This is a genomic window from Microcystis sp. M53598_WE2, from assembly GCF_030067735.1.
GTDB lineage: Bacteria > Cyanobacteriota > Cyanobacteriia > Cyanobacteriales > Microcystaceae > Microcystis > Microcystis aeruginosa.
Window position 1 is genome coordinate 1 of the sequence record NZ_JASJFE010000916.1, and the last position, 4,146, is coordinate 4,146.

At 45.3% G+C, this 4,146-nt stretch carries 6 protein-coding genes; 3 read left to right on the plus strand and 3 right to left on the minus strand.

The annotated features are described in order from the left end of the window. Positions 1-170 precede the first annotated feature (170 nt). Positions 171-1,205: an anthranilate phosphoribosyltransferase gene (trpD, locus tag PX636_RS18580; protein WP_288118244.1), complete on the minus strand. Its 1,035-nt coding sequence runs from the start codon at positions 1,203-1,205 to the stop codon at positions 171-173. Positions 1,206-1,284: 79 nt separating this feature from the next. Continuing rightward, positions 1,285-1,812 (minus strand): GIY-YIG nuclease family protein, encoded by a 528-nt coding sequence (locus PX636_RS18585; RefSeq protein WP_288118246.1) that lies wholly within the window; start codon positions 1,810-1,812, stop codon positions 1,285-1,287. A 193-nt stretch (positions 1,813-2,005) separates the two neighbouring features. Here PX636_RS18585 and PX636_RS18590 point away from each other — a divergent pair, with 193 nt between their 5' ends. Then, positions 2,006-2,593 carry an L-threonylcarbamoyladenylate synthase gene (locus PX636_RS18590; RefSeq protein WP_288033956.1) on the plus strand — a complete coding sequence of 196 codons (588 nt, stop codon included), beginning with the start codon at positions 2,006-2,008 and terminating at the stop codon, positions 2,591-2,593. Then, positions 2,548-3,405 (plus strand): sensor histidine kinase, encoded by an 858-nt coding sequence (locus PX636_RS18595; protein WP_288118247.1) that lies wholly within the window; start codon positions 2,548-2,550, stop codon positions 3,403-3,405. Before PX636_RS18590 ends, PX636_RS18595 begins: the two co-directional genes overlap by 46 nt. On the opposite strand, the gene PX636_RS18600 is transcribed toward PX636_RS18595, so the two are convergent. Further along, positions 3,341-3,811, minus strand: a complete 471-nt coding sequence (locus tag PX636_RS18600; protein ID WP_004163152.1) for a GNAT family N-acetyltransferase — start codon at positions 3,809-3,811, stop codon at positions 3,341-3,343. The genes PX636_RS18595 and PX636_RS18600 overlap by 65 nt on opposite strands. Positions 3,812-3,968: 157 nt before the next feature. On the opposite strand from PX636_RS18600, the gene PX636_RS18605 reads away from it, so the two are divergent. After that, positions 3,969-4,106 carry a hypothetical protein gene (locus tag PX636_RS18605; protein WP_288118248.1) on the plus strand — a complete coding sequence of 46 codons (138 nt, stop codon included), beginning with the start codon at positions 3,969-3,971 and terminating at the stop codon, positions 4,104-4,106. Positions 4,107-4,146 lie beyond the last annotated feature (40 nt).

The following is a 4,146-nucleotide window of genomic DNA, read 5'->3' on the forward strand; positions in this document are numbered from 1 at the left end:
AGAGTGGGGGAGTGGGGAAGTGGGGAGAATAAATAAAAGCAATCTCCTGTCTCGGAGTCTCCTGACTTGAAAGAGGGTGTGGGGTGTGGGGTGTGGGGTGTGGGGAAGAAAACCTCTTTCATCTGTGGGGGTGAAAATTTTTTCATCGAGACTGACTCCTGTGAATTGTCCTAGGCGAGAAACTTAACCAACTCCTCTAATTTTTGCCAAGCTAACCCACTGGCTAAAATGTCGCGAGCGAGGGCGAAACCGGCAGCATGGTCGCCAAAAGTGACCTTTTCTGCCACCTGTAGGGCAAGAGAGGCATTAATCGCCACAGCATCCCGTTGAGCCGGCGTTCCCCCCCCTTGCAGGACATTTTTGAGGATTTCGGCATTTTCTGGTACTTCCCCGCCTTTAAGGGCATTTAAACTGGCTCTGGGGATAGCAATTGACAAGGGATCGATCGCCGCAGAAATCACCTCGCCATTATTTAATAAAGCCATATCGGTCAGATCTCCTAACCCCACCTCGTCGAGTTTTTCCCGGCCGTGAACAATAATCGCCTTTGGGGTTCCCATTTGTGCTAAAGCCGTGGCCATGGGGGTGAGAAATTGCCGGTCATAAACCCCGATAACTTGACCTGTGGGACGGAGAGGATTAACTAGAGGGCCCAGAAGATTAAAAACCGTGCGAACTTTCAGGGTTTTGCGGAGATTAGCCACACTTTTCAGGGCTGGATGCCAACCGGGGGCAAAAAGAAAGGTCACTCCCACCCCATCTAAAGCCGCCGCTACTTTCTCGCTAGGGGCGCTCAAATTAACCCCAAGATATTCTAAAACATCGGCCGAACCGACCTTGCTGGAAGCAGAGCGATTGCCGTGTTTAGCCACTTTTACACCCCCGGCGGCCGCCACAAAAGCCACGGCAGTGGAAATATTAAAGGTTGAAGCCCCGTCACCGCCGGTGCCACAGGTATCGATAACGGGAGTGGTATGGGGTTTAGGGTCTTCTAAGCGAGATTGTTGCCGTAAAACTCGGGCCATTCCCGCTAATTCCGCGGCCGAGACTCCTTTTGCTTGCAAAGCCGCTAAAATCGCCCCCGATAAAACTTCCGGAATCTGGCCGTTTAACCATCCGGTCATTAATTCTTCAGCTTGGTTAAGGGAAAGGGATTTTTGATCGAGTAGTTGCTGCAGTAGGTTTGGCCAGTCTGGAGTGGTCATCGCTGTTCCATTGGTGTCGGGATGGGGCGATATACTATCATAGCGGTTTGTCGGGAGAATCGATCGCTCCTAGTAATTTTTACTTTAAATCGAGCAAACCTTGTTCTTTTAACTTGGGATTAAAACGAATTTCCATCTGTACTCCCCGTTTTTCTAGGGTTGATAAAATATCGTTTTCTACTCGTCTGGATACCTGTTTTAATAACTTGATTTGCCCCAATTCGTCAGCACTTTGATAAAATTCTTTTTCTGTCTCAGTCATGGCTAATTTAGCATCAATTGGTTCTGTCCAGAGTTTTTCATTGTCGATTACTGCCTGACTTTCTCTTAGCCAAGCTTGTTTAATCGATTCGAGAATAGTCCGATTAGGACGATCAATCAACTGTATTTTTAGCCAATAACAAGCTTGGGGCTGTCTGGCAAGATGTTGTTTTAAACTGAGATAAATATCACGAGAATAGCCGACAAACTCTAAGACTTGTTCTCGATCAAAAATGGCATAAACCCCGATTTTTCCCTGGAAATCAGCACAGATATTACCCGTGGCATCTAGGTAGGGAATATATTCTAATTGTTCGAGATTAGCAAAAGTATCAGGCTCATTCATAATTAATCGTCGCTAATTGGTTGGAGATAAGTAGGTAGGTGTTAAAAACTTTCAGATACCCCGCTGATCAAGTAGGGTTGATTCAAGGTAGGGTTGATTCAAGGTAGGGTTGATTCATGAATCAACCCTACCCGTTTAAAATTGTACCAAAAAGTTTTAGGCTAAATTAGTCCCCAAAAATGATCAATTCTCAATGCCTACTGCTTCTCTTAACGAAATTGTTCACGCGGCCCTAAGTGGTCAAGTGGTTTCTTTTCCCACGGATACAGTTCCCGCTTTAGCAGTTTCTCCCCCCTATGCTGCCTTAATTTTTGCCGCTAAAAAACGGACTTTTGATAAACCCTTAATTCTCATGGCGGCCTCAGCAGCAGATTTATGGGATTATGTCAAGGGAAGTCAGGAAGAAAGGGAAATTTGGCGGCAAATGACCGAAAAATACTGGCCCGGCTCCCTAACTTTGGTTTTACCCGCTTCTGAAAAAGTACCAAAAGTTCTTAACCCTAAAAATCCTAGCACGATTGGTATCCGAGTTCCCGCTCATGCGATCGCCAGAGAAATTCTCGGTCGAACTGGTGTTTTAGCGACCACAAGTGCTAATCTGTCAGGACAAGAGCCTTTATTGACTCCAGAAGCGATTATGACTACTTTTCCCTCGGTGACGGTGTTAGCGCCCACAGAAAGGCAAGCATGGGGAATAATCAATAGTGGACAACCCTCCACCGTCGCGCGTTGGCAATGTCAAGGATGGGATATCTTACGACAAGGGGCAGTTTTTCTGTAAATATGGACGATATTGACGCTTTAAAACGGGAATTACAGCAAACTCGCCTCGCTTATCAGATGGCCGTGGCAATTAATCACCTCAAAAGCAGTTTTTTGGGACGGGTTGCCCACGAATTGCGATCGCCATTGAGCAGTATGATCAGTCTCCATCAACTGATTCTCGCCGATCTTTGTGAAAGTCCGGCCGAGGAAAGGGAATTTATCGCCCAGGGGCAACTGGCGGGCTGTAAACTGATGGCAATGCTCGATGAGATGATTAATCTCTCCAAACTAGAGTCTGGTACTATACCTCTCGATCAAGAAATTTTTTCTTTAACTAAACTCTGGCAAGATTGGGCAAGTTTAACCTATTTACAGGCAGCTAATCGCAATATTAAGCTTAAATTTAGCCCTTTGACCGATGATATTGCTATTATTGCCGATTATCAACGTTTATCCTCCGCTCTTGTCCTTCTCGTCGATGCGGCGATCGCCAACTTAACGAGTGGCTCTATTTGTATATCGGTAAGCGCCCTTGGCGAGAAAAAAGTCACTATTACCCTAGAATTTCCGGGGGAAATCGCTCTCTGGCAAATGCCAGAAATTTCTCCTTTGAGTTTAGAATCAAAGCCAGAAGAAGTCAAACAATTTACTCAAGCTCTCGGTCTTTCTCCCAGTCTTAAATTTCAGTTAGCGAAGGGAATTATCGAAGTCTCGGGGGGGGAAATGAGCTTAGATCAAATCGATAACAATAGTCAGGACAAGCTCACACGGATCGTTTTTTCTTTACCTCGATCGCCGGATAGGAAAACTCCTCGGGATAACGATTAAATAATACCATCGTCGTGGTGGCGTTGCTTTGGAAACCAATGCGCCGGTAAAAATTTTCTTGATTAGTAGTCATCAAATAGACTCTTTCCACCCGATTTATTCGGGGATGGGCCAAGACTGTTTCTACTAATTTACGCCCTAAACCCGCTCCCTGATAATCGGGATGAACGATCACATCCCAAATAGTTGCCCGATAAATGCCGTCAGAAATGGCGCGAGCAAAACCAATTAATTGCCGCTCATTCCACACCGTCACCACCGGATCACTATAGTCAATTGCGGTTTCTAAATCTTCTAAACGGCGATCGATTGCCCAAAATGCGGTTAAATTAAATAATTCTCGTAGTTGCAATAGATCTATCTTGCTTTTATCCTCGTCAAACTGAATCTGACTACAATCAACCATGATATTTCCTTAGTCTAAGACTAAAAAATAAAAGAGGATTCACGCTCGATCGGACTGATTTATGAGCAATTTCCCCTAATATATGTGTCTAATTATACTCAATGTCTAAGATAATCTCTAGTTGATTTATCGTGATTTCTTGACAAGTTATTAATCAGTGAGCGGGAGTCGGTCGTCAGGATTCAGGAGACAGGAGACGGTCGTCGGTCGTCAGGAGATTATTTTTATTTATTCTTCCCACACCCCACACCCCACACCCCACACCCCACACCCCACACCCCACAGCAATGCTTAACAATCAAAGATCTTCGCCGGTGTCTGTCATTTGTTTAGGG

Bases quoted from the DNA above. Each gene is read 5' to 3' on its own strand.
- trpD (WP_288118244.1), bottom strand. From the start codon at position 1,205: ATGACCACTCCAGACTGGCCAAACCTACTGCAGCAACTACTCGATCAA.
- PX636_RS18585 (WP_288118246.1), bottom strand. From the start codon at position 1,812: ATGAATGAGCCTGATACTTTTGCTAATCTCGAACAATTAGAATATATT.
- PX636_RS18590 (WP_288033956.1), top strand. From the start codon at position 2,006: ATGCCTACTGCTTCTCTTAACGAAATTGTTCACGCGGCCCTAAGTGGT.
- PX636_RS18595 (WP_288118247.1), top strand. From the start codon at position 2,548: ATGTCAAGGATGGGATATCTTACGACAAGGGGCAGTTTTTCTGTAAAT.
- PX636_RS18600 (WP_004163152.1), bottom strand. From the start codon at position 3,811: ATGGTTGATTGTAGTCAGATTCAGTTTGACGAGGATAAAAGCAAGATA.